The sequence below is a fragment of the Sphingomonas sp. PP-CC-3A-396 genome (assembly GCF_004343105.1).
In the GTDB taxonomy this organism is placed as follows: Bacteria; Pseudomonadota; Alphaproteobacteria; order Sphingomonadales; family Sphingomonadaceae; genus Sphingomonas.
In genome coordinates this window covers 1-20951 of sequence record NZ_SLYF01000002.1, presented here as the reverse complement: position 1 = coordinate 20951, position 20951 = coordinate 1, and the positions used below count along the sequence as shown (strand labels likewise).

The 20951-nt window shown below is 65.0% G+C and carries 19 protein-coding genes, 1 tRNA gene and 4 pseudogenes; 12 read left to right on the top strand and 12 right to left on the bottom strand.

Annotated features, from left to right (window positions below; translation table 11 throughout):
• The first annotated feature begins 24 nt into the window (after window positions 1-24).
• Together C8J40_RS03825 and C8J40_RS03820 are read left to right on the top strand one after the other, a co-directional pair.
• A complete protein-coding gene (locus C8J40_RS03825; protein ID WP_132895887.1) occupies window positions 25-1299 on the top strand; it encodes a cation:dicarboxylase symporter family transporter in 1275 nt (424 codons plus the stop codon).
• Window positions 1274-2266: an aldo/keto reductase gene (locus C8J40_RS03820; RefSeq protein ID WP_132895886.1), complete on the top strand. Its 993-nt coding sequence runs from the start codon at window positions 1274-1276 to the stop codon at window positions 2264-2266. Before C8J40_RS03825 ends, C8J40_RS03820 begins: the two co-directional genes overlap by 26 nt.
• 118 nt (window positions 2267-2384) lie before the next feature.
• Here the strand turns inward: C8J40_RS03820 and C8J40_RS03815 are convergent, their stop codons facing one another.
• Window positions 2385-3980 carry a peptide MFS transporter gene (locus C8J40_RS03815; protein WP_132895885.1) on the bottom strand — a complete coding sequence of 532 codons (1596 nt, stop codon included), beginning with the start codon at window positions 3978-3980 and terminating at the stop codon, window positions 2385-2387.
• Between the two features lie 109 nt (window positions 3981-4089).
• On the opposite strand from C8J40_RS03815, the gene C8J40_RS03810 reads away from it, so the two are divergent.
• Together C8J40_RS03810 and C8J40_RS03805 are read left to right on the top strand one after the other, a co-directional pair.
• Entirely contained in the window at window positions 4090-4665 is a 576-nt protein-coding gene (locus C8J40_RS03810; protein ID WP_132895884.1) for a nitroreductase, read from the top strand.
• Window positions 4666-4703: 38 nt separating this feature from the next.
• Window positions 4704-5060 (top strand): GntR family transcriptional regulator, encoded by a 357-nt coding sequence (locus tag C8J40_RS03805; RefSeq protein ID WP_132895883.1) that lies wholly within the window; start codon window positions 4704-4706, stop codon window positions 5058-5060.
• A gap of 261 nt (window positions 5061-5321) precedes the next feature.
• Here C8J40_RS03805 and C8J40_RS03800 read toward each other — a convergent pair whose 3' ends face one another.
• Window positions 5322-6140, bottom strand: a complete 819-nt coding sequence (locus C8J40_RS03800) for an arylamine N-acetyltransferase (RefSeq protein WP_132895882.1) — start codon at window positions 6138-6140, stop codon at window positions 5322-5324.
• Between the two features lie 228 nt (window positions 6141-6368).
• Window positions 6369-8081, bottom strand: coding sequence for an acyl-CoA dehydrogenase (locus C8J40_RS03795; RefSeq protein WP_132895881.1), 1713 nt, complete (start codon window positions 8079-8081; stop codon window positions 6369-6371).
• Window positions 8082-8127: 46 nt separating this feature from the next.
• Here C8J40_RS03795 and C8J40_RS03790 point away from each other — a divergent pair, with 46 nt between their 5' ends.
• The gene (locus C8J40_RS03790) at window positions 8128-9138 is read left to right on the top strand and encodes an L-threonylcarbamoyladenylate synthase (protein WP_132895880.1); all 1011 of its coding nucleotides are present in this window, start codon (window positions 8128-8130) and stop codon (window positions 9136-9138) included.
• Between the two features lie 99 nt (window positions 9139-9237).
• Here C8J40_RS03790 and msrA read toward each other — a convergent pair whose 3' ends face one another.
• On the bottom strand, window positions 9238-9780 hold the full coding sequence (gene msrA, locus C8J40_RS03785; RefSeq protein WP_132895879.1) for a peptide-methionine (S)-S-oxide reductase MsrA: 543 nt from the start codon (window positions 9778-9780) through the stop codon (window positions 9238-9240).
• Window positions 9781-9839: 59 nt separating this feature from the next.
• Here msrA and galE point away from each other — a divergent pair, with 59 nt between their 5' ends.
• Together galE and C8J40_RS03775 are read left to right on the top strand one after the other, a co-directional pair.
• Window positions 9840-10838 (top strand): UDP-glucose 4-epimerase GalE, encoded by a 999-nt coding sequence (gene galE / locus C8J40_RS03780; protein WP_132895878.1) that lies wholly within the window; start codon window positions 9840-9842, stop codon window positions 10836-10838.
• A pseudogene (locus tag C8J40_RS03775) lies at window positions 10835-11664 on the top strand (CoA ester lyase). Before galE ends, C8J40_RS03775 begins: the two are co-directional and overlap by 4 nt.
• Here C8J40_RS03775 and C8J40_RS20170 read toward each other — a convergent pair.
• The 3 genes from C8J40_RS20170 to folK form a co-directional block, all read right to left on the bottom strand.
• Window positions 11644-12075 carry a phosphatase PAP2 family protein gene (locus tag C8J40_RS20170; RefSeq protein ID WP_165911358.1) on the bottom strand — a complete coding sequence of 144 codons (432 nt, stop codon included), beginning with the start codon at window positions 12073-12075 and terminating at the stop codon, window positions 11644-11646. The pseudogene C8J40_RS03775 and the gene C8J40_RS20170 sit on opposite strands and share 21 nt — an antisense overlap.
• Window positions 12076-12317: 242 nt before the next feature.
• Window positions 12318-12393 (bottom strand) — tRNA-Lys (locus C8J40_RS03765).
• Between the two features lie 21 nt (window positions 12394-12414).
• Window positions 12415-12903 carry a 2-amino-4-hydroxy-6-hydroxymethyldihydropteridine diphosphokinase gene (gene folK, locus C8J40_RS03760; protein ID WP_132895876.1) on the bottom strand — a complete coding sequence of 163 codons (489 nt, stop codon included), beginning with the start codon at window positions 12901-12903 and terminating at the stop codon, window positions 12415-12417.
• 23 nt (window positions 12904-12926) lie between these two features.
• Here folK and C8J40_RS03755 point away from each other — a divergent pair, with 23 nt between their 5' ends.
• Window positions 12927-13652 (top strand): uracil-DNA glycosylase, encoded by a 726-nt coding sequence (locus C8J40_RS03755; RefSeq protein ID WP_132895875.1) that lies wholly within the window; start codon window positions 12927-12929, stop codon window positions 13650-13652.
• Between the two features lie 174 nt (window positions 13653-13826).
• On the opposite strand, the gene C8J40_RS03750 is transcribed toward C8J40_RS03755, so the two are convergent.
• Complete coding sequence (locus C8J40_RS03750; protein ID WP_132895874.1) at window positions 13827-14867, bottom strand: MBL fold metallo-hydrolase; 1041 nt, start codon at window positions 14865-14867, stop codon at window positions 13827-13829.
• Between the two features lie 68 nt (window positions 14868-14935).
• Between C8J40_RS03750 and C8J40_RS03745 the strand changes: the two genes are divergently transcribed.
• Complete coding sequence (locus C8J40_RS03745) at window positions 14936-15496, top strand: DUF4337 domain-containing protein (protein WP_132895873.1); 561 nt, start codon at window positions 14936-14938, stop codon at window positions 15494-15496.
• A 3-nt stretch (window positions 15497-15499) separates the two neighbouring features.
• Here C8J40_RS03745 and aguB read toward each other — a convergent pair whose 3' ends face one another.
• Window positions 15500-16360: an N-carbamoylputrescine amidase gene (gene aguB / locus C8J40_RS03740; RefSeq protein ID WP_132895872.1), complete on the bottom strand. Its 861-nt coding sequence runs from the start codon at window positions 16358-16360 to the stop codon at window positions 15500-15502.
• A 120-nt stretch (window positions 16361-16480) separates the two neighbouring features.
• On the opposite strand from aguB, the gene ung reads away from it, so the two are divergent.
• Window positions 16481-17176, top strand: a complete 696-nt coding sequence (gene ung / locus C8J40_RS03735; RefSeq protein ID WP_132895871.1) for a uracil-DNA glycosylase — start codon at window positions 16481-16483, stop codon at window positions 17174-17176.
• Window positions 17176-17376 (top strand): annotated as a pseudogene (locus C8J40_RS03730) (PhnA domain-containing protein); the annotation flags it as partial. The gene ung and the pseudogene C8J40_RS03730, both read left to right, overlap by 1 nt.
• A gap of 50 nt (window positions 17377-17426) precedes the next feature.
• Here C8J40_RS03730 and C8J40_RS03725 read toward each other — a convergent pair.
• Window positions 17427-18268: pseudogene (locus C8J40_RS03725) on the bottom strand (IS3 family transposase); the annotation flags it as partial.
• A gap of 303 nt (window positions 18269-18571) precedes the next feature.
• Window positions 18572-18835: pseudogene (locus tag C8J40_RS03715) on the bottom strand (transposase); the annotation flags it as partial.
• A gap of 83 nt (window positions 18836-18918) precedes the next feature.
• On the opposite strand from C8J40_RS03715, the gene C8J40_RS20900 reads away from it, so the two are divergent.
• Entirely contained in the window at window positions 18919-19041 is a 123-nt protein-coding gene (locus C8J40_RS20900; RefSeq protein WP_279432580.1) for a hypothetical protein, read from the top strand.
• Window positions 19042-19944: 903 nt separating this feature from the next.
• On the opposite strand, the gene C8J40_RS03705 is transcribed toward C8J40_RS20900, so the two are convergent.
• Window positions 19945-20469: a L,D-transpeptidase family protein gene (locus C8J40_RS03705; RefSeq protein WP_243693194.1), complete on the bottom strand. Its 525-nt coding sequence runs from the start codon at window positions 20467-20469 to the stop codon at window positions 19945-19947.
• Window positions 20470-20951: the final 482 nt, after the last annotated feature.

The following is a 20951-nucleotide window of genomic DNA, read 5'->3' as shown; positions in this document are numbered from 1 at the left end:
CGCGGTACATCACGAAGGGCGAGCATGTCGCAGACTACACGGATACTTGCCGCCCTGATCGGCGGCATCGCGATGGGCATCGCCGCGGCGGCCTGGTCGCCGGCGAACGCGATCGCGGCGACGGCGGTGACCCAGCCGATCGGATCGGGGTGGCTGCACGGTTTGCAGATGGTGATCGTGCCGCTCGTCGTGGGTCTGCTCGTGACCGGGATCGGCGCGACCACCGAGGCGGCGCGCGCCGGGCGGATCACCGTGCGGGCAATGGTGATGATCGTCGTCATCCTGTGGAGCACGACGATCATGTCCGCGCTGGTTATGCCGTTGATCCTGGATGCCTTCCCCCTGCCCCGCGCGTTGGGCTCCGCACTGCGCGCCGCGCTGACGGGTGCCGCGCCGGTCGGGCCGGTGCCGGGGATCGGCGCGTTCTTCGATACGATCGTGCCGACCAACGTCGTCGCAGCAGCCTCCAGCGACTCGTTCCTGCCGCTCACCGTCTTCGCGCTGACCTTCGCGTTTGCCGTGACGAAGCTGCCCGACGATCGCCGCCGCGTGCTGACCGGGTTCTTCCAGGCGGTGGTCGACGCGTTGCTGATCATCATCACATGGGTGCTGAAGCTGGCGCCGATCGGCATCTTCGCGCTTGCCTACGGGGTTGGCGCGCGTACCGGGACGGCGGCGTTCGGCGCGTTGCTCCACTATATCGTCTGCGTCTCGGCGATCGGCTTCGTCGTTCTGCTCTCCGCCTATCCGGTCGGGATGATCGGCGGCCGCGTCGGCTTCGGCCGGTTCGCGCGTGCGGTCGCGCCGGCTCAGGCGGTGGCGATCAGCACGCAGTCGTCGCTCGCCTCGCTGCCGGCGATGTTGAAGGCCTCGACCGATCTCGGCGCGTCGCCCGCCACCGCCGGGATCGTCCTGCCGTTGTCGGTTGCGGTGTTCCGCGCGACCAGCCCGGCGATGAACCTGGCCGTCGCGCTCTACGTCGCGCACTGGCTGGGGCTGCCGATCGGGCCGGGGCAGATGGCGGCGGGCGTGGCGACCGCGGCGATCACGACGATGGGGTCGATCTCGCTGCCCGGCACGATCAGCTTCGTCGCCTCGGTCGCGCCGGTGGCCTTGGCGATGGGTATCCCGCTCGAGGTGCTGGGCCTGCTCATCGCGGTCGAGACCATACCCGACCTGTTTCGCACCGTCGGGAACGTGACGATGGACACCGCCGTTACCATCTCCGTCGCAGCGCGGTCCGATCACGGGAACGGCGCTCAGGAGATTCCGCATGAAGTATCGCACCCTAGGCCCTGATTTCGAGGTTTCCGCACTGGGTCTCGGCTGCATGCCGATGGCCGGCATCGGCAAGGGCATGTACGGCGAAGCGAACGCCGACGAGAGCATCGCGACGATCCACCGCGCGATCGAGCTTGGCGTGACGCTGTTCGATACCGCCGAGATCTACGGCCCGCTGGTCAACGAAGAGCTGCTTGGCAAGGCGATCCGGGGCAAGCGCGATGGCGTCGTGATCGCGACCAAGTTCGGCTTCCGCTATGACGAGAATGGCATGACCGGGGTCGACTCGACGCCGGCCAATGTGCGGCGGGCGTGCGAGGGATCGCTGAAGCGGCTCGGGGTGGAGACGATAGACCTGCTGTACCAGCACCGTGTCGATCCGGGGGTGCCGATCGAGGATACGGTCGGGGCGATGGCGGAGCTGGTGCGCGAGGGCAAGGTGCGGCATCTCGGGCTGTCGGAGGCTGGGCTGGATACGATCCGGCGGGCTGCAGCGACGCATCCGATCGCTGCGTTGCAGAGCGAATATTCATTGTGGGAGCGCGATGTCGAGGACGCGATCCTGCCGCTGTGTCGCGAGTTGGGGATTGGGTTCGTGCCGTATTCGCCGCTGGGGCGCGGGTTTTTGACCGGGCAGATTACCGCGCGATCGGATCTACCCGAGGGCGATTATCGGCGCAACGATCCCCGGTATTCGGAGGAGAACTTCGCCAAGAACATGGAGATGGTCGCGGTGGTGAAGTCGATTGCTGATGCGCATGGGGCTTCGCCGGCGCAGGTGGCGCTCGCGTGGTTGCTCGCACAAGGCGACGACATCGTGCCGATCCCGGGGTCGAAGCGCCGGGTGACGCTGGAGGACAGCATGAAGGCGGCGGATATCACGCTGTCCGCGGATGATCTGGCGAAGCTGGATGCGGCGGCGCCTCGCGGTGGGACGGCCGGGCCGCGCTACGGCGAAAAGGCGCTGTCGATGACGCGGATCTGAGCTTCTCCCCTCCCGCTTGCGGGAGGGGTCGGGGGGGGGTGTGCCTCACAGGCCGGACGCCAGTACGTACGTCGCGCCCTCCCCTAGCCCCTCCCGCGAGCGGGAGGGGAATTTTGCGTCAGCCGCGCGGCACCTGCTCGCCGCGGGTGTCCAGGCCGGCAGCGCCAGGCTCGCCGAGTTCGTTCTGGCCGGCCATCGCGTGATCCACCGCACCCAGCTGGTCGAGATGCATCAGTTTGGTGACGAATGGCGCGAGCACCAGCACCACCACGCCGACGCCGATCGCGAACCAGCCTATCCGACCGTAGACTTCGAGCACCCGCCCGACGCCCGCGCCCTCGCCGCCGGTCGCCTGCGCGATCAGGCCGGCGAGGAAATTGCCGCCTGCGGTCGCCAAGAACCACGTACCCATCATCAGCCCGGTCATGCTCGGCACCGATAGCCGCGTCATCGACGACAGCCCGATCGGCGAGAAGCAGAGCTCGGCCATCGAGTGCAGCATGTAGAGCAGCACGACGAAAATCGCCGGAGTCAGGCCCTGTGCCGGCGCGCCGAGCGTCAGCACGAAGAAGCCTGCGCCGACCAGGATCAGGCCGATGCCGAACTTGAACGGCGCGCTCGGCTCGAACCCGGCCTTGCCGAGCCTGGTCCAGAGCGCCGCGAACACCGGCGCCAGCGTGATGATGAAGAACGGATTGACCGACTGGAACACCGAGGCCGGGATAGTCCAGCCGAACACGACGCGGTCGACCGACTGGTCGGTGTAGACGTTGAGCGACGAGCCGGTCTGCTCGAACAGCGCCCAGAACAGCGGCGCCAGCGCGATCAGGAACAGTGCCGCGAAGATCCGGTCGCGGTCGACGCGCGGCAGCTTCGCGACCGCGGTCCATAGGATGTAGCCGACCGTGACGAGCGACGCGACGATCAGCGCGGTGCCGACCACGCCTTGGCTGCGCACCAGCCACCACGAGACGGCGACGCCGACGATCCCGCCGAGATAGATCAGCCATTCGATCGACAGCCCGCCAACCGGCTTCGACGCGAGTACGGCGGCGTCGGGCGCTTCGCCGACACCGTGCAGCTCGCGCTGGAACAGGATGAACATGACCAGCCCGAGCGCCATGCCGATGCCAGCTGCGCCGAAACCGTACGACCAGCCGACCGTCTCGCCGAGGATGCCGACCGCGATCGGGCCGACGAACGCGCCAGTGTTGATGCCCATGTAAAAGATCGAGAACGCCCCATCGCGCCGCATGTCCTCGCGCGCGTAGAGCTTGCCGACGAGCACAGAGATGTTCGCCTTCAGGAAGCCGGTGCCGACGATGATGAAGGCGAGGCCGAGATAGAAGCCGTTGAGGGCAGCGCCGTGCACGCCCTGCGGCGCCTCGACGATCGCCAGCAGCAGATGGCCGAGCGTGATGAAGATGCCGCCCGCGAGCACCGCTTTGCGTGGCCCCAGGAAGCGGTCGGACAGATAACCGCCGATGATCGGCGTGATGTAGACCATCGAGGTATACGCGCCGTAGATCGCGTAGGACGGCTCGTCGCCAAACAGGAAATGCTTGGTTAGATACAGCACCAGGATCGCGCGCATGCCGTAGAACGAAAACCGCTCCCACAGCTCGACGAAGAACAGCATGAACAGCCCGCGCGGGTGCCCGAAAAACGTCTTCGCATCGGCAGGAACGCCGCTGCTTCCAATAGCGCTGGCCATGGGGTGGTGATGCTCCGTGTGTACGCCGCTGACGGGCGCTCGATCGCGCGCAACTTAACGACAAAGCCCGGACTGTAAATATCACACATCAGGGCCTATCTGCGGAGCCATGCTCAACGATCGCTCCACGCCGCTCTCGCTGCTCGCCACCCGCCGTTCGGGCAAGCCACGCGACCTGATCTCCCCCGGCCCCGATTCCTACCAGCTGGCGACGATCCTCGAGATCGCGGCGCGGACGCCCGATCATGGCAAGCTGGCGCCGTGGCGGTTCGTCGTGGTTGGGGACGAACACCGCAAGGCGCTGTCGGCGCTGATCACCGACGCGTATCTCGCCGATCGTCCCGACGCGTCGCGGCTCGAGCTGGAGTCGCTCGACCAGTTCGCGCATCAGGCGCCGACCTTGGTGGTCGTCCTTTCGTCGCCCAAGGAGAGCAAGATCCCGCTGTGGGAGCAGGAATTGTCTGCGGGCGCAGCTTGCATGAACCTGCTTCATGCGGTCCATGCCGAAGGGTTCGCGGGCGGCTGGCTGACCGGCTGGGCGGCGTTCTCGGACACCGTGCGCGATGCGTTCGGGTCAACGTCGGAGCGGATCGCGGGCTTCATGTTCATCGGCACGCCCTCGCGCGCGCTCGACGAACGGCCCCGCCCGGATATGGCACGGTTGGTAAGCCATTGGGGTTCCTGAGGACTCGACTTCCTACGCAATTACTGTATTAAGTCACCATGACAGCGCTCAGCAGCGACGACAGCCCCGTATATATCCGCCTTCGCAGCACGATCGCCGCGGGGATTTTACGCGGTAACTATCGTGCGGGCGACCAGCTTCCGTCGGTACGCGCGTTCGCCGCCGAGCAGGGCGCGAACCCGCTGACGGTCGCCAAGGCGTATCAGAGTTTTCAGGACGACGGCTATGTCGAGGTCCGGCGCGGGGTCGGGATGTTCGTGATGCCGGGCGCGGCGGAAGCGCTGCGGGTGGCCGAGCGCGAGAATTTCGTGACGACGCAGTGGCCTAGGATTTTGGGGCATATCGACTTGCTGGGGTTGGATGCGCATGACCTGCTGGAGCGTGAGCGGGCCTGAACGTATGCCGCCTTTCATCGCTTCTCTGCCACCCGCCGCTCGTCTTGCCCCTCCGCCGTTCGTCCTGAGTAGTCATCGAGTAGGCGCGAAACGGCGTATTGAGAGGACGTATCGAAGGACAGGTTGGCGCGCGGAACCCATGCTTCGATACACGCCCTCGATACGCTTCTGCGAAGCTACTCGGTCTCTACTCAGCACGAACGGGAGTGGGGGGCGGACTTCATGCTTGAGGCTCGGGACCCCAGAGCCTGGACCCAGGCTTCAGAAAATCCCCAGCGCGGCGACATCCTCGACGCTCAGGTCGATCCCGAACAACAGGCTCATGCGTATCCGGTACACGCGCGGGTCGGTGACCTCGCCGACGCTGGTGTCGGTCCCCGAGCGCCGCCGGTAATTGCGCCCGATCAGCGAGGCGAAGCCGTTGGGCAGGACGATGCTGGCGATCGGCGTGTGCGTGAAGCGGCTCGACGGCGCGGTCGAGGTCCAGTGGTTCGACAGCGCGAGATCCGCGTCGAACACTTGCGCGAGCGTGAAGCTGTATTGCGGCTGGAACCCCTCGCCTGCCCCACGGCCGTCGGTGGTCATGGGATCACCATCGCGGAGCAGCATCCAGCCGTTTTCGGTCGCCTCGAGGCGGAAGCGTGCGCCGTCGGGCGCGGTCGCCTCGGCACCGTCCGCGAGCGGGAGGACGGGCGTGTAGCTGCCGCCGAACCCGGTGTCGGCGATCCAGTCCTGCCCGTCGATCGTCACCAGCGCGAAGGTGTGGGTGAGCGGTGGCGGCACGTCGGTCGCGGCATACCAGACGCGCGCGAGCAGCGGGCGGGCAGTGAAGCCGAGCTCGGCCAGCCCGTCGAGGAACAGGCGGTTATGCTCGAAGCAATAGCCGCCGCGGCGTGCCGTCACGAGTTTCGCGAACACCGAAGCGCTGTCGATCGCGAGGCCGCGACCGAGGACGACGTCGAGATCCTCGAACGGGATGGTTTGCCGATGCGCGAGTTGCAGGCGGCCGAGACCGATCGAGTCGAGCGTCGGCCGCGCGGGCATCGCGATGCGGTGGAGGTAGGCGTCGAGGTCGAACATCGGTCGGCTGGTTCCCTTGCTGCCACTTCCCCATAGTGTTGGTCGCGAGGGGTAGTCGAGTGGCGAGGACCAGATGCGGCACTTGGCGCAACCACACCCGCCCCCGTTCGTGCTGAGCGAAGTCGAAGCACCTGTGCGCGGGTCATACCCTTCGACTACGCTCAGGGCGAACGGGAAAGAGGGGCCGTCATCCTCACGAATAAGGATGACGGATTTGTAGAGGCTGACTCAGGCCGCGAACAATTCCGGCTCGATCGAGTACAGCACCGCCGCACTCGCATTGGCGGCCGCGTTCAGGCCCATCGCCTCGGGGACGATCTGGTCGAGGTAGAAGCGCACCGCCGCGGTCTTCATCCGGCCGAAATCGTCGGCGCCGGCGACCCCGCCCTGCCGCTCCATCAGCCAGCCGCAGGTCGCGACCGACAGCATGGTGAGGAACGGATAGCTCGCGGCGAGCTTGTCGTCGGCGTCCGCGGTGGCGAGCCTGCGCCCGATCGCTTCGCAGGAGTCGACCAGCGCAAGCAGGCGCTCGTCCTTCGCTTCCGCGCGGATGTCGGCGATCAGCGTGGCAAACGCGCCACCGTTGTCCAACCCCAGTTTACGCCCGACCAGATCCGCGGCCTGGATGCCGTTCGTTCCCTCGTAGATCGGCGTGATGCGCGCATCGCGGAAATACTGCGCGGCGCCGGTTTCCTCGACATAGCCCATGCCGCCGTAAACCTGGATGCCGAGCGACGCGACTTCGTTGCCGAGATCGGTGCCGTGCGCCTTGGCGAGCGGGGTGACGAGTTCGAGCCGGTTGCGCGCGGCGTGGTCGCCGAGATTGGCACGGTCGACCTGCCCCGCGGCGTAATAGACCAGCGCGCGCGCCGCCTGCGTCTGTGCCTTCATCCGCATCAGCATGCGGCGGACGTCGGGATGCTCGACGATCTTGACCGACTCCTTGTTCGGCGAGCCAGCACGTGCCGACTGTACGCGGTCGAGCGCATAGGCGACCGCACCCTGGGTGGCGCCCTCAGCGACCTGCACGCCCTGGAGGCCGACGTTGAGGCGTGCGTTGTTCATCATCGTGAACATCGCGCGGATGCCGCCCAATTCCGCGCCGATCAGCTCGCCGATGCAGTCGTCGTTATCGCCGAAGCTCAGCACGCAGGTGGGCGAGGCGTGGAGGCCCATCTTGTGCTCGATCGAGACGACGCGGACGTCGTTGAAGGCACCCGGCGTGCCGTCTTCGTTCAACCGATATTTCGGGACCAGGAACAGCGAGATGCCCTTCGTGCCCGCTGGCGCGCCCGGCGTCCGCGCAAGGACAAGGTGGACGATGTTCGGCGCCATGTCGTGATCGCCGAACGAGATGTAGATCTTGGTGCCCTTGATGCTCCACTTGCCGTCGCCGAGAGGCGTCGCGGTCGCACGCAGCGCGCCGACGTCGGAGCCGGCCTGCGGCTCGGTCAGGTTCATCGTGCCGGTCCATTCGCCGGTCGCGAGATGGGGGAGGTAGAGTGCCTGTTGCTCGGGCGAGCCGTGATGCTGGAGCGCCTCGATCGCGCCGACGGTCAGCGTCGGGCAGAGCGCGAAGCCCATGTTCGCGGAGCCGAGCGTGTCGAGCACCGCAGTCTGGATCGCGAACGGCAAGCCCTGGCCGCCCCATTCCTCCTCGACGCCGATCGTGCCCCAGCCGCCGTCGACATAATCCTTGTACGCCTGCGCGAACCCGTCGGGCATGACCACGCCGTCGGGGGTCCACTTCGCGCCGACGGTGTCGCCGGTGCGGTTGAGGGGGGCCCATTCGCCGGCAGCGAGCTGGCCGACGCCTTCGAGGACCGCGTCGACGACGTCGTCGCTGGCGGCGGCATAGCGTTCGGTTGCGCCAAGTTCGCCGATCCGCACGACATGGTCGAGCACGAAACGCTGTTCGGTGGTTGCTGGAGTGAAGGCCATCGCATCCTCTTATCGCTACGGTTTGGACCCGCTATAGGCCCTCAGGATGACCCGTCCACACCCCCGGATTTTACCTTACGGCACGGCCGCGATCGCCGAGGCCGCCGCGCTGATTCGCGACGGGGGAATCGTCGCGGTGCCAACCGAGACGGTGTATGGGCTCGCCGCGGACGCCACGAATGCGGAGGCAGTAGCGCGGATTTATGCCGCGAAGGGCCGCCCGAGTTTCAATCCGCTGATCGTGCATGTGGCGGATCTGGCGGCGGCGGAGCGGATCGCGGTGTTCGATGCGGATGCGTTGGCGCTGGCAGAGGCTTTCTGGCCGGGGCCGTTGACGTTGGTGCTGCCGGTGCGGGGGGATTCGGGGATCGCTTCGCTGGTGACGGCGGGGTTGGATACGATCGCGATCCGGGTGCCTCGGCATCGGGCCATGCAGGCGTTGATTGCGGAATCTGGGCGGCCGTTGGCGGCGCCGTCGGCCAACGCGAGCGGGGGGATTAGCCCGACGTGCCCCGCGCATGTGGCGGGGAGTCTCGGGGAGAACGTGCCGTTGATCCTCGACGATGGGGCTACCGAAGCTGGACTAGAGTCGACGATCGTAGCGGGGCGGACTGTGCTGCGGCCGGGACCGGTGACGGCGGCTCTCATTGCAAAGCACCTCGCCGGCGGAGGCAGGGGCCCAATTGGAACGTCGGATGTAACCGTGCGCAACGGCGATCATGACCGTCCCCCAACTGGGCCCCGGCCTTCGCCGGGGGGACGTGAGAATGGGGTGACGGCGCCGGGGCAGCTTGAGAGCCATTATGCGCCGAGGAAGCTGCTTCGGTTAAATGCAACCGAGTCAGGCTCGGACGAATGGTTGATCGGGTTTGGTGAAGTGCTGGGCGACGTGACGCTATCCGCTTCGGGAAATCTTATCGAGGCCGCTGCCGAGCTGTTCGACCTGCTTCACACCGCGGACGCGAACTCAAGCGCCCGTATCGCCATCGCGCCGATCCCGACCGAAGGCATCGGCGAGGCAATCAACGACCGCTTGCGCCGCGCCGCTCACCGTTAGCTCCCGTTCCCCCTCGGAGGCGGGGGTCCAGGAGCCAAGTTGGATTACGGTATTTAGCTGGGCCCCCGCGTCCCGGGGGGAACGGCTATCGGTCCGATCTTACGCGTTCACCGCCGCCTTCGACCGTGCGGCGAAGCTCTTGCGCAGCTTCTGCAGCTTGGGCGGGATCACCGCCATGCAATACGGGTTCGAGCGGCCCGACGTCTCCCAGTAATCCTGGTGATAGCCCTCGGCCTCGTACCACGTGTCCATCGACTCGATGGTGGTAACGATCGGCTTGGGCGAATCCGCCTGCGCCCGCTCAAGCGCCGCTTCCATCTCGGCCTTCTGCGAGTCGTCCGCCGGGAACATCGCCGAGCGGTACTGCGTCCCGACATCGTTGCCCTGCCGGTTCAGCGTCGTCGCGTCGTGCGTCGCGAAGAAGATGTCGAGCAGGTCGCCGAGCTTCAGCTGCTCAGGGTCGAAACCGATCCGGATCGCCTCGGCATGGCCGGTGTCGCCACCGCAGACCTGCTTGTAGGTCGGGTTGGGCACGTGCCCGCCAATATACCCGCTCTCGGCGCTCTCCACACCGATCACATCCTTGAACACAGCCTCGGTGCACCAGAAGCAGCCGCCGGCGAGCGTTACATAATCCGTCATTACGATCTCCTTTCCGCCAATGTAGGAAGCCGCTACCGCGCAACAAAGAGGAGACGCGTATGATCGACGGTAAGGTTATGGTCACCGGCGGCGCCGGTTACATCGGCAGCCATGCGGTATTGGCATTGCTCGACGCTGGATACGACGTCGTGGTGCTCGACAACCTCGTCACGGGATTCGACTGGGCGGTCGATCCCCGCGCGGCGCTGGTCGAGGCGAACGTCGCCGACGATGCGAAGGTCCGCGCGGCGATCCGCGACCACAACGTCAAGGCGATCATGCATTTCGCCGGCTCGGTGGTGGTCCCCGAATCGGTCAGCGATCCGCTCAAATATTACCGCAACAACACCGCCGCCAGCCGCGCGCTGATCGAAAGCGCGGTCGTCGAGGGCGTGCCGCACTTCATCTTCTCGTCGACCGCCGCGACCTATGGCACGCCCGAAAAGGTGCCGGTCGCGGAGGGTGACCCGACCGTGCCGATCAACCCGTACGGCATGTCGAAGCTGATGACCGAGGCGATGCTGCGCGACGTCGCGGCGGCGCACCCGATGAACTACGCGGCGCTGCGGTATTTCAACGTCGCAGGTGCGGATCCGCAGGGACGCAGCGGCCAGTCGACGGTCGGCGCGACGCATCTGATCAAGATCGCTGTCGAGGCGGCAACCGGCAAGCGCGGCCATGTCGGCGTCTACGGGACCGATTTCGACACCCCCGACGGCACCGGCGTGCGCGATTACATCCACGTCACCGACCTCGCCGCCGCGCATGTCGCCGCGCTAGAGGTGCTGATCGCCGAACCCGCAAAAAGCCACACGCTCAACGCGGGCTACGGCAAGGGCTTCTCGGTGCTCGACGTGCTCGATGCGGTCGACAAGATCACCAACCGGACGATCGAACGCCGCTTCGAAGGGCGTCGTGCGGGCGACCCGGCGATGCTGATCTCGGACAATCGCGCGATCCTGGAGACGCTCGACTGGACGCCGCGCCACGCCGATCTCGACGGCATCGTCCGCGATGCGCTGGCGTGGGAGCGGTCGCTGGCAGAGAAGGGCCGGTGAGACTGCGCTCGCTGCTGTTCGTGCCCGGTGACCGGCCGGAACGGATGATCAAGGCACTCGGGTTGGGGGCTGATGCAGTGATCCTCGACCTGGAGGATTCAGCCGCCCTCGAAGGCAAGCTAGCGGCGCGCGCATGTCGCCGCGTTCCTTGGCCAGCCTCGGACGGTGCCGCTGTTCGTGCGGATCAACCCGCTCGATTCGGGGTTGGCGGACGACGATCTCGCGACAGTTCTGTCCGCCAAACCCGACGGCATCATGCTCCCGAAGGCGGAGGGGGCCGCTAGCCTCGCCGCGCTCGATGCTAAGCTGAGCGGCGACATCCGCATCCTGCCGATCGCGACCGAGACGCCCGCGGCGATCTTCGCGCTCGGCAGCTATGGTGGCGTGACGGACCGGCTCGTCGGGCTGACCTGGGGTGCGGAGGACCTGCCGGCCGCGATCGGTGCGGCGACATCGCGAGGCGGATGGGTCTTACACCGCGCCGTACCAGCTCGCCCGGTCGCTGACGCTGTTCGGCGCACATGCGGCGGGGGTGCCGGCGATCGAGACGGTCCATCCCGACTTTCGCGATCTCGACGGGCTCGCCGCCTATGCCGCGCGGGGCCGGCGCGACGGGTTCATGGGGATGACGGCGATCCACCCGAGCCAGGTCGCGGTGATCAACGCCGCCTTCACGCCTTCCCCTGAGGAGCGCTTGAATGCCCAGGCGATCGTCGACCTGTTCGCCGCCAATCCGGGCGCGGGGGCGCTCCAGATGGACGGCAAGATGGTCGACGCGCCGCACCTGAAGGCAGCGAAGGCGGTGCTAGCGCTCGCCGCCGATTGAGCTGCGGATGCGGGCGGTCGCGAGCCACCACGCGAGCGCCCAGAGCGTGCCGAAGCTCCAGCCGGCGAGCACGTCGCTCGGCCAGTGGACGCCGAGATACACCCGGCTGCACCCGATCGCGCCGACCAGCAGGATCGCGACGATCAGCATGTAGCGCCGCGTCGCGCGATCCGGCGTCACTTGCGAGGCGAGGCCGGCGAGCGTCAGGTAAACGATCGCGCTGTTGGCCGAATGCCCGCTGGGAAAGCTCATATGCGTGACAGCGACGAGGTGGGTGACGATGTCGGGGCGCGGGCGGGCGACGTGCGCTTTAACCAGCTCGACGACGATATTGCCGCTGACGCTCGCCGCGACGATCGCGAGCGCGGTCAGCCAGAGGCGCTGGACGATCAGCAGGCCGGCGACGATCACGACGATGATCGTCAGGACAATGCCGCCACCAAGCGCGGTGACGTCGGCGGCGACTTTCGGCAGCCAGGACGGACCGCCCCAGGCGCGCAGGCCGAGGATGATCGAGCGATCGAACGCGAACGGCCAATGATCGACCGCGAGACCAACGAGCAGGATGAGGACGATGCCGACCGCGGCGACCGAGGCACCGGCGAGAACCGCGGGTACGCGTCGTCGTTCGCCCCGTTCGGGCGGGCCGCCGATGGTGGGTCCGCCGGGGCTCGAACCCGGGACCTCTCGATTAAAAGTCGCTTGCTCTACCAACTGAGCTACGGACCCCCGCCATCGTCGACCGCGCACCTAGTCTCGCGGCCGCTTTCGGTCAACCATCTGTGCCAATTGGCGGATCGTCCGCCCGCTCAGCGGATCGCACCATTTCGGGATGAGCGTCGCGAGCGGACCGAGCACAAAGCTGCGCATGCGGAAGGCGGCGTGCGGAATGGTCAGGCCGGGCGACGACCAGGCACCCTGCGACCAGAGGACGATGTCGAGATCGATCACCCTGCTGCCCCAGCGACGACCGGCGCGGCGGCCGAACGCGCGTTCGATCGCTTTCAGACGAACGAGTAGCGTCGCGGGATCTTCCGCGGTTTCGATCAGCGCGACGGCGTTGGCGTAACGGCGATTCGACGGCCCGAGCGGGGCGCTCGCGATCGTTGGAGACGCTGCGACGATCCCGCCGACCGCCTCCAGCGCGGCGGCGATCTCCGCTTCGGGCGCACCGTGCCGGCCCCGCCGGTTCGAGCCCAGCGCGATCGCGTAGGTCTGGAGCGGGGTTGCAGACGCCATGTTGCCCGCCTAGCGCAGGCCGCATGGAATTCACACCTGCCCCGACCGCACCGATCGATGCCGAGACGGAGATCGACGTCACCACCGTGTTCGTCCCCGTCTCCGCCCTGCCCGAGACCGAACCGTCGCACGACTGCCCGCTCTGCCCCCGCCTCGCCGGCGTGCGCGAGCAATTACGGACCGAGTTTCCGGGCTGGTGGAATGCGCCGGTTCCCGCGTTCGGCGACCCCGCGGCGTGGCTCGGCATCATCGGCCTCGCACCCGGCAAGCATGGCGCGAACCGGACCGGGCGGCCGTTCACCGGCGATTATTCGGGTCAGGTGCTGTTCGAGACGCTCGGCCGGTTCGGGTTGGCGAACGGCGTGTATGGCGCCAAGGCCGGCGACGGCGTGACGCTGGACGGCGCGATCATCCTCAATGCGGTGAAGTGCCTGCCGCCCGAGAACAAGCCGACGCCCGAGGAAATCCGCACGTGCCGGCCGTTCCTCGAGACGCAGGCGGACGCCGTGCCGAGTGCGCGCGTGTTCGTGGCGCTGGGGCATATCACGCACCAGTCGGCGGTGAAGATGCTTGGCGGACGGTTGCCCAAGGCGCGGTTCGCGCATGGCGCCGAGCACCGCATGCCCGATGGCCGCATCCTGATCGATAGCTATCATTGCTCGCGCTACAACATGAATACGGGCGTGCTGACGGCGGAGATGTTCGACGCGGTGTTCGCGCGGGCGCTGGAGTTGCGCGGGGAGGGTTGAGCTCGTGGCAAGCGGACTCGTCATCCGAGCGTCTTGCTGAAAGCTTTTGCCTCCCCGGCGAAGGCCGGGGTCCAGGTGGGGACCAGGGTAACTGCGGACGATCCTTCGTTACGCCGACCTTTCCAACTGGGCCCCGGCCTCCGCCGGGGAGGTGCTTGGTGCCAAGCCCTGCTCTTACTCGATCACCCAAGCCTCACCCGCTCCCGGAGTCCGGAACCGCCCCGCTTCGATGTGCTCGCGCGCCAGCGCAGAGCGGAGATGCTCGGGTGGTTCGTCGATACCCTCGGCGGTCAGTTCGAACGTGCCCCAGTGGACGCCGATCGCATAGGCTGCGCCGAGTTGCTCGAACGCGGTCACCGCCTGGTCGGGGCCGATATGGTTGTCAGTCTCGTGCCCCGCGAAATGATACGCACCGATCGGCAGGATCGCGAGGCGGACCGGGCCCGCGGCGCGTGCCTCGGTTGCCCAGCGCATGTCGCCGGGACCGGTGTCGCCCGCGAAATAGAGATTGCCGCCGGGCAGCGTCACAGTGAAGCCGGCCCATAAAGTCTTGTTGCGGTCGCCCGGGTCGTATTCGCTCCAATGGTGCGCGCGGTCGACGATCACGTCGATGCCGGTGCGGAGCGCGACCCGCCCGCCCCAGTCGCGCGACACCGCGTGGATGCCGCTGCGCCGGAGGATCTGGTCGGTGCCTAGCCCCGTCACGATGAGTGGTCTGTCACGGTGCCAGAGCCGGCGCATCGCGGTCATGTCGAGATGGTCGCGGTGATCGTGGCTGAGCAGGATGAGGTCGATCCTGGGAAGGTCGGCGATCCGCACGCCGGGCTGGCGCACCCGCTTCACGCCAAGGAACTGGACCGGCGACGCGCGCTGAACCCAGAGCGGATCGGTCAGGATGTTCAGCCCCTGCGTCTGGACCAGCATGGTCGAATGGCCGATCCAGGTAACGCGCATCGTCTGGCCATCGACGCGCGCAGGCGGATGCGAGGGGGTGACCGGCACGCTTTTCGGCCAGGTGCGATAGGGCGGTTTCACGAGATTGCGGAACAGCGCGATGGGGCCCTGCTTCTGCTCGCCGCTACTGCCCTGCACGCCGTCGGGGTTGAAGAATCGCGTGCCGTCGAAATGATCGCTCGGAGGTACGGTCTTCAGCGACGGGGTCGCGCAACCAGCGAGAAGGAGCAACGGCGCGTAGCGAAGGTGGGCGAGTGTCATGCTGCGCTTAAAATTATGTCATCCCTTCATCAGCGTCTAGTCACGCGGACCGGCGCAAGGCGACAGGCATGGATGACGATTACGAAGTGCGCGGGTTGCACGAGCAACTGTCGGAAGAGCGCGCCAAGTCTGGCGAGGCGCTCGACAAGCGGATCGCGCTGTTCACCGCCGTTCTGGCGACGCTGGCGGCGGTGACGAGCTTTCTCGGCGGGCATACGCAAAACGAGGCGTTGCTGCACAAGAACGAGGCGGTGCTGATCAAGGCGCAGGCGTCGGATGCGTGGGGCTATTACCAGGCCGAGGATCTGAAGCGGCACATGGCGCAGATCGAGGTCGATCTCGACCCGGCGCAGGCGTCGCTGCACGCCGCGGACGTCGCGCGGTACCAGGCGCGCGGGGCCGGATTGAAGGCTCAGGCCGAAGCGCTCGATCGGCGATCGACCGCGGCGGACGAGGAGTCGGACGATGCGCTCCGGCCGCATACCAAGCTCGCGCTGGCGGTCACTGCGTTACAGGTGGCGATCGCGCTGGCGTCGATCACCGCGCTGACCGGGCGGCGCTGGTTGCTGTGGGTCGCGGGCGCCGCGGCGGTGACGGGCGCGGTGTTCGCCGGGCTGGCGTGGGTCTGAGCGTCAGATGTCCTGGACGAGCCGGCCGTAGAGCTCCGGGCGGCGATCGCGGAAGAAGCCGAACGCGGCGCGGTGGCGCTTGACGATGTCGAGGTCGATCGTCGCGGTGATCACGCCCTCGTCGTTGCGGCCGAGCTCGGCAAGGATGTCGCCGCGCTCGTCGGCGATGAAGCTGGTGCCGTAGAAGGTCTGGCCGTGCTCGACGCCGACGCGGTTTGCGGCGACGATCGGCACGACGTTGCTGACCGCGTGGCCGACCATCGCGCGACGCCACAGCCGGGCGGTGTCGAGCGAGGTGTCGTGCGGCTCGCTGCCAATCGCGGTCGGGTAGAACAGCATCTCCGCGCCCATCAGCATCATCGCGCGCGCCGTCTCCGGGTACCATTGGTCCCAGCAGACGCCGACGCCGAGCGTTGTCCGCCCTGCTTCCGACGCGTGCGGCCAGACCTTGAAGCCGGTGTTGCCGGGGCGGAAGTAGAATTTCTCCTCGTAGCCAGGGCCGTCGGGGATGTGGCTCTTGCGGTAGACGCCTTGCACGTTGCCGTCGGGGCCGATCATCGCGAGGCTGTTGTAATGATGCGGGCCGTCCGCCTCGAAGAAGCTGGTCGGGATCGTCACTTTCAACGCCTCGGCGAGCGCCTGCATCGCGAGCACCGCCTTGTGTTCGCCGACCGGGGCGGCGTTGGCGAAGAGCGCCTCGTCCTCGACGCGGCAGAAATACTCTCCTTCGAACAGCTCGGGCGGGAGGATGACCTGCGCGCCATTCGCAGCGGCCTCGTGGACGAGCCGCGAGACGTTGGCGATGTTGCGGTCGATGTTCGAGGTGAAGCCGAGCTGCAGCGCGGCGACGGTGATCTTGGTCATGGCGGCGCATATAAGGGGGGGCGCTGCGGAGTGCGAGCCTTTGATGATACCGTTCCCCCGCCTTCGCAGGGGAACGACGTGCGATTGACACTCCCCTGCCCCGTCCGACATGCCGCTAGGATGATCGACTACCCTATTCCCGAAAGTTGGCAGGCGCTGCGGGCCGAGTTCGAGGCGCCGTACATGCAAGCGCTCGATGCGTTTCTGGAGGCCGAGCGGGCCGCGGGTGCTCGCGTATTTCCCGGGGAGGTGGACCGGTTTCGGGCGCTGGAGCTGACGCCGCTCGACCAGGTGCGGGTCGTGATCCTGGGGCAGGATCCGTATCATGCCGCGGGGCAGGCATATGGGCTGAGCTTCTCGGTCCGAAAGGGCATGCGGACGCCGCCTAGCCTGGTGAATATCTACAAGGAGCTGGAGGCGGATCTCGGAATCCCCCGCGCATCGCACGGCATGCTCGATTATTGGGCGGCACAGGGCGTGCTGCTGCTCAACGCGGTGCTGAGCGTACGGATCGGCGAGGCCGCGTCGCATCAGAAGCGTGGATGGGAGCGGTTTACCGATGCCGTGATCGCGGCGGTGAACGCGCAGCCGAAACCGGTCGTGTTCCTGCTGTGGGGATCGTATGCGCAGAAGAAGGCGGCATTCGTCGATGACGTGAGCAAAGGCGGGCGGCATCTGGTAATCCAGTCGGCGCATCCGTCGCCGTTGGCGGCACGGACCGGGTTCTTCGGATCGCGGCCGTTCAGTCGGGCCAACGCCTTTCTCGAAACCCACGGGCGCCCCCCGATCGACTGGGCGCTGCCGGAGACTGAATGATGAGTGACGGCGAATACGTCTATGACGAAGCAACGGGCGAGTGGGTCAAGGGCGGCGGCGCAGTCGTAGCGGACACCGAGACCGTGACGGTCCGCGATTCGGTCGACAATGTGCTCGCGGACGGCGACCAAGTGACTCTGATCAAGGACCTGACCGTGAAGGGTGCGGGGCAGACGCTGAAGCGCGGGACGCTGATCAAGGATGAGGGTCCCTCGGTTTCTCATCCAACCTTAAGGTGAGTTTCCGGCCTTCATTCGGCCGCTTTGATGGCCTCGGCAGCAGCATATTCGACCGGCGTCATCCAGCCAAGCGATGTGTGAGGACGCCTCTCGTTATAGTCCCGTCGCCAAGCCTCGATCTTGGCTCGAGCGTCGGCGATGAAGAGGAACCAATGTGCGTTCAGGCATTCGTCGCGAAGGCGACCGTTGAATGACTCTACGAAGGCATTGTCCGTCGGTTTGCCCGGTCGGCTCAAGTCCAACGTCATGCCATTCTCGTACGCCCAGCGGTCGAGTGCCTTCGAGATGAATTCGGACCATTGTCCACGCGAATGGTCTTGGGAGCGCCGCGGATCGACGAGATCCGTGCCATCGCCTCGACCACCTATCCGTCCTTGATGCCCTGGTCGACGTCAATTGCCAGAGCTTCGCGCGTGAAGGCGTCGACCACGGTCAGAGCTCGTAACCGCCGACCATCGAACAGGGCGTCTGAGACGAAATCCATCGACCACATCTCGTTCGCAGTCAGCGCCGCAGGTTGCTGCTCGCGGTTGGCAGCGCTGACGTTTCGCCGGGTCTTCTTGAGCCGAAGGCTCAGTCCATCATTACGGTAGAGCCGGTCGACGCGCTTGTGGTTCACGATCCATCCTTCCCTTCGCCGCAGGATGTAGATCCGGAAATAGCCATAGCGCGTTCGCGTCGCCGCCAGATCACGGATGCGCATCACCAGCGGCGTCTGATCCGACTTGTGCGAGATGTAGCGCACCGACGACCGCTCGACGCCCAGCGCCGAGCAACTGCGCCGTTCGCTCAATGCATGGGACGCCTGGACGTGCGCGACGAGCTCGCGCCGTCGTCCAGGCGTCAGAGCTTGTGGGATGGTCCGCCCCCTTACGGTTTGGACGAGTCGGGTGCATCATAAGCGCCTTCATATCGAGGGGGACCGTCATGACAGAAGCAGCAGTGGTCGGCATCGACATTGGCAAGACCTCGTTTCACCTGATCGGCTTGAATATCGCGGGATCCATCCAGTGGAAGAAGAAGCTTAGCTTGTTAGGACGACCGTGCGCGTATCCCATCATGGCCAGGGATCGAGATGTCTCACAAACAGGCCGGATACATTTACGCAGACTGTGCAGCCTATCGCGTTTCATACTTGCCAGACGGGGGCGGACCATACATTTTTTGACAGGACATCTTGCAAAATGCGCTTGTCCAGACTGAGGTCCGCAATTAGCAGTTTTAACTGCCGGTTCTCATCCTCGAGCTGCTTCAGGCGCCTCAGCTCGCCGACACCGAGACCGCCGTACACTTTCTTCCAGCGGTAGAACGTTTGCTCCGAGATTCTCATTCGCCGGATTACCTCGGCCACTAGCGTACCGGTTTCCGCTTGCTTCAGCGCGAAGCCGATCTGCTCGTCCGTGTACCTAGATTTCTTGATTTCCAGCTCCTCGCCCGAAGGCTTCTCAAGGCCGGAAAACTCTCGCTTAAATGGACTAATGAACAGGGGGGACGTCAAAAGTCATGAACAAGGTAGAGCAGCTTGCCGAGCGCCTGCTTCGCCTCAATCTCGTCGTCCTCGACGAGCTGGGCTACTTATCCGATAAGACTGGCAAACGCGATCGAACCGCGCCGCACTCACGCTGATTTGGTGGATCGGACCTTAACGAATTCATCAGGCATCCTTACCACAGCGCCGATATCTCCGTAACGGTAGGCAAAGATGAGACAGCACCAAATAGGCAGCCAAGAGAATTAGAGCATCTCCTATCTGCCGCCATCAACGCCGATAATCGCTCCCACCGCCGACACTGAACGCGGGAAGCTCCGCTATGGCAAAAGGCCGGCCTTCACTGATAGCACCGGTACCGCAATTACCAAGTGTACTGGCTAGTCCAAAGAGCGCTCCGCGAGCGCGTTTGTTTAGATTTGCAAACTGCGGCAAGTTGGACTTCGACAAGCCCGGCAAAGCAGCTTTTACTGTCGAACAACCGCACTCCGACGAGACTGCAACCATCGCGAACGCGGCTTCATAGTCCTGAGTCTTCGACCCCTCTGGAAGGCGGCCAGCCGCGCGAGCAAGGTGATCAGCAATTATCAACGCTTCCTCTCTCGTTGGAACATATGACGCATTCCGGATAGCGGATGATGGCGTGCAAACGGCCGCAACTTGAACAGGCGGGGTCTCCGTTACCGGAACCGCGGCAATTGAACGCGCAAATGGGACAGCCACCGATGGCAACGGTGCGGTAGGTACTGGCGTTTTCATCGCTATTGCCGGCGTCGAGGGAACGATCGCGACCGTCTTGGTTCCTCGAATGACCTTCGTTACCGTAACGTTGGCTGGCCGCGAACGATCAACACGATGCAGTGGCGCACGCTGCAAAACTGCGACGCTCGCTCCAGCCGCACCAACGGCTAAAGCGGCTCCAACCATCAACGTCATTTTTGACAACACAGTACAAACTCCAACGTAACTATCCGAATAGTTAAATTATCTTTTAAAAATATTATTAACTAAGCTTATAATATATTCTTACTTCTCAAAAATCAATTTTTATAACGTGTAATGATTACGGAATCACCTAATTTTGCCTGAGCAAAAAGTAGCTTTGCAAATTCCACTGGCACTCCAATGCACCCATGCGATGCCGTTCCCCATGAAACCTTACTCCCATGAATCGCGACGCCATCGTTGGTCAATCGTAGCATATACGGCATCGGAGCATGGTATATGTTCGACTTATGATCTGCGTCTTTTTGCAATATTTGGAACGATCCAAGCGGCGTGGGATGGCTGGGAACACCATAAAGAATTGCAGCAACGCCTATCTCATAGCCCCCCCGGAACACCGACAGCGTTTCAGCTTTAAGATCCGCGGCTATGGTGATGCGGCCTTTCGGCGCCCCCTCCGGCCGCCAGACATAATCACCATGTCGCAGCGGCTGCTCCAGTTTCAGTACGCGACGAACCTGAAACCGCGTTGGCTTGGCTTTTTTCGGACTTCCGTGACCGGCACCTGCTTCGGCGCCAGCGTAAACTGGCGTGCCAAAGCAAGCTAGGGGTGCGAACATGGTAAGGGCAATAACTTGTCGCAGAATACAATTTCCTATCACCATCCGAATTTATTAACCCTATTGCGATAATCCTATACATGGCTTCGATAAAATGTGCAATGGATACCGTAGTTTGAGATCCGCTGTGTAGACATGAACTCAGGAATGGCGTTCAAGCAGGCTTGCTATGATTAATGCCCGCCGCTAGCCTAATGTCCGAACCGGGCGGGCGCTCTTACATATCCGCAATTGTACAGATATTTTATGCACCGCATGGCTATCGCGAAACTGCGCGATTGACCGTGATCGGCTTGTGGGCCTGATACTCAGGCGCGATGGCCGGTGACCTTCTCCCCGTTTTCAGGCCCTGATAACTTAGCTTCGGTTTCCATATGCCCCTGGCGGGAGAGGTGGCTCGGGTTGTCTGCACAGGCTCGCGGCTTGGATAAGTGGACTGCCGCTGGTTGATCATGACGCTGCGAGAAGCGGCGGGTGGAAGT

Bases quoted from the DNA above. Each gene is read 5' to 3' on its own strand.
- C8J40_RS03825 (WP_132895887.1), top strand. From the start codon at position 25: ATGTCGCAGACTACACGGATACTTGCCGCCCTGATCGGCGGCATCGCG.
- C8J40_RS03820 (WP_132895886.1), top strand. From the start codon at position 1,274: ATGAAGTATCGCACCCTAGGCCCTGATTTCGAGGTTTCCGCACTGGGT.
- C8J40_RS03815 (WP_132895885.1), bottom strand. From the start codon at position 3,980: ATGGCCAGCGCTATTGGAAGCAGCGGCGTTCCTGCCGATGCGAAGACG.
- C8J40_RS03810 (WP_132895884.1), top strand. From the start codon at position 4,090: ATGCTCAACGATCGCTCCACGCCGCTCTCGCTGCTCGCCACCCGCCGT.
- C8J40_RS03805 (WP_132895883.1), top strand. From the start codon at position 4,704: ATGACAGCGCTCAGCAGCGACGACAGCCCCGTATATATCCGCCTTCGC.
- C8J40_RS03800 (WP_132895882.1), bottom strand. From the start codon at position 6,140: ATGTTCGACCTCGACGCCTACCTCCACCGCATCGCGATGCCCGCGCGG.
- C8J40_RS03795 (WP_132895881.1), bottom strand. From the start codon at position 8,081: ATGGCCTTCACTCCAGCAACCACCGAACAGCGTTTCGTGCTCGACCAT.
- C8J40_RS03790 (WP_132895880.1), top strand. From the start codon at position 8,128: ATGACCCGTCCACACCCCCGGATTTTACCTTACGGCACGGCCGCGATC.
- msrA (WP_132895879.1), bottom strand. From the start codon at position 9,780: ATGACGGATTATGTAACGCTCGCCGGCGGCTGCTTCTGGTGCACCGAG.
- galE (WP_132895878.1), top strand. From the start codon at position 9,840: ATGATCGACGGTAAGGTTATGGTCACCGGCGGCGCCGGTTACATCGGC.
- folK (WP_132895876.1), bottom strand. From the start codon at position 12,903: ATGGCGTCTGCAACCCCGCTCCAGACCTACGCGATCGCGCTGGGCTCG.
- C8J40_RS03755 (WP_132895875.1), top strand. From the start codon at position 12,927: ATGGAATTCACACCTGCCCCGACCGCACCGATCGATGCCGAGACGGAG.
- C8J40_RS03750 (WP_132895874.1), bottom strand. From the start codon at position 14,867: ATGACACTCGCCCACCTTCGCTACGCGCCGTTGCTCCTTCTCGCTGGT.
- C8J40_RS03745 (WP_132895873.1), top strand. From the start codon at position 14,936: ATGGATGACGATTACGAAGTGCGCGGGTTGCACGAGCAACTGTCGGAA.
- aguB (WP_132895872.1), bottom strand. From the start codon at position 16,360: ATGACCAAGATCACCGTCGCCGCGCTGCAGCTCGGCTTCACCTCGAAC.
- ung (WP_132895871.1), top strand. From the start codon at position 16,481: ATGATCGACTACCCTATTCCCGAAAGTTGGCAGGCGCTGCGGGCCGAG.
- C8J40_RS20900 (WP_279432580.1), top strand. From the start codon at position 18,919: ATGAACAAGGTAGAGCAGCTTGCCGAGCGCCTGCTTCGCCTCAATCTC.
- C8J40_RS03705 (WP_243693194.1), bottom strand. From the start codon at position 20,469: ATGTTCGCACCCCTAGCTTGCTTTGGCACGCCAGTTTACGCTGGCGCC.